Here is a 1,973-nt window from a genome sequence, read left to right as displayed (position 1 = left end):
GGTCCGGATTGGCGTCACGGTAACCACTTCGTCTTCGGCGAAGGTCGACATCCGGGTCATACACATCAACTTGGGCTTGCCGTTGACCTCAGCCGAGCACGAGCCGCACTTGCCGGCTTTGCAGTTCCACCGCACCGCCAAGTCGGGTGTCTGGGTCTGCTGCAGACGGTGAATGATGTCAAGCACCACCTCGCCCTCGTTGACCTCCACGGTGAAATCCTGTAGTCCACCACCGGATTCGTCGCCACGCCATACCCGCAGGGTCGCGTTGTAGCTCATTAGCCTCTCCGTCCTGGGTGGTCGGCCAATTCTTCGGCGGTGTAATACTTCTCCAGTTCGGAGATTTCGAACGCCTCTAGTAGATCGGGCCGCATCGGAACCTGGTCTTTGTGAGTGACCGAGATGTCGGGAATCACCTCGTCGCCGCCAGCCGCCTTGCAGACCAGCAACACCTTGCGCCACGAGGAATCCATCGATGGGTGGTCATCACGGGTGTGCCCGCCCCGGCTTTCGGTGCGCTGCAGCGCGGCCTTGGCGACGCATTCGCTGACCAGCAGCAGGTTGCGCAGGTCGATGGCCAGATTCCAGCCGGGGTTGTACTGGCGGTGTCCCTCGACGTGGATGTGCTTGAACCGTTCGCGAAGCTGGTCGAGCCGGCCGAGGGCCTCGGTGATTTCCTCGGCCTTGCGAATAATGCCCACCAGGTCGTTCATCGTCTGCTGCAGCTCCAACTGCAACGTGTACGGGTTTTCCGCGGTGGCGCCGTTTGTCGGGGTCTCGAAGGGGACCAGCGCCCGTTTCGCGGCCGCGTCAATGTCGTCGTCGGAGACTTTCGGACGGCTGCTGAGCGCCCGCACGTAGTCGGCGGCGCCCAGGCCGGCCCGACGGCCGAAGACCAACAGGTCCGAAAGCGAGTTGCCGCCAAGACGGTTGGAGCCGTGCATGCCGCCGGAGCACTCACCGGCGGCGAACAGCCCAGGGACGGTGGCGGCGCCGGTGTCGGCGTCCACCTCGATGCCGCCCATCACGTAATGGCAGGTGGGCCCGACTTCCATCGGCTCTTTGGTGATGTCGACTCCGGCCAGCTCCATGAACTGGTGATACATCGACGGGAGGCGCTTCTTGATCTGCTCGGGGGTCAGCCGGGACGCGATGTCGAGGTAGACCCCGCCATGTGGGGTGCCGCGGCCGGCCTTGACTTCGGAGTTGATCGCGCGGGCGACCTCGTCACGGGGCAGCAGGTCCGGGGTGCGACGGGCCGAGTCGTTGTCCTTGAGCCACTGGTCGGCCTCTTGCTCGGTTTCGGCGTACTGGCCTTTGAATACCGGCGGGATGTAGTCGAACATGAACCGGGTTTGGTCGGAGTTCTTCAGCACTCCGCCGTCGCCGCGCACACCCTCGGTGACGAGAATGCCCTTCACGCTGGGCGGCCACACCATGCCGGTCGGGTGGAACTGGACGAACTCCATGTTGATCAGCGTCGCGCCGGCCCGCAGTGCCAAAGCGTGGCCGTCGCCGGTGTACTCCCAGGAATTCGACGTCACCTTGAATGACTTGCCGATCCCGCCGGTGGCCATGACCACCGCCGGGGCTTCGAACAAGACGAAGCGGCCGCTTTCGCGCCAGTAGCCGAATGCGCCGGAGATCGCGTCACCGTCTTTGAGTAAATCGGTGATCGTGCACTCGGCGAAGACCTTGATCCGCGCCTCGTAATCGCCAACTTCGGCGTAATCCTCCTGCTGCAGCGAGACGATCTTCTGCTGCATGGTGCGGATCAGCTCCAGGCCGGTGCGGTCACCGACGTGCGCGAGCCGGGGGTAGGTGTGCCCACCGAAGTTGCGTTGGCTGATCTTGCCGTCTTTGAGTCGGTCGAACAGCGCGCCGTAGGTCTCCAGTTCCCAAACCCGGTCGGGTGCCTCCTTGGCGTGCAATTCGGCCATCCGCCAGTTGTTTAGGAACTTCCCACCGCGCAT

At 63.8% G+C, this 1,973-nt stretch carries 2 protein-coding genes; both read right to left on the bottom strand.

The annotated features are described in order from the left end of the window. The coding region (locus tag WAN71_RS26785; protein WP_422228223.1) for a 2Fe-2S iron-sulfur cluster-binding protein at positions 1 to 279 on the bottom strand (279 nt) is incomplete at its 3' end. After that, positions 279 to 1,973: fumarate reductase/succinate dehydrogenase flavoprotein subunit (locus WAN71_RS26780; RefSeq protein WP_422228222.1), on the bottom strand; the 1,695-nt coding region annotated here is incomplete at its 5' end. The genes WAN71_RS26785 and WAN71_RS26780, both read right to left, overlap by 1 nt.

This window comes from Mycobacterium sp. (genome assembly GCF_049280035.1).
In the GTDB taxonomy this organism is placed as follows: domain Bacteria; phylum Actinomycetota; class Actinomycetes; order Mycobacteriales; family Mycobacteriaceae; genus Mycobacterium.
The sequence above is the reverse complement of the archived record's forward strand: the minus strand, read 5'-3'. Positions and strand labels throughout refer to the sequence as shown.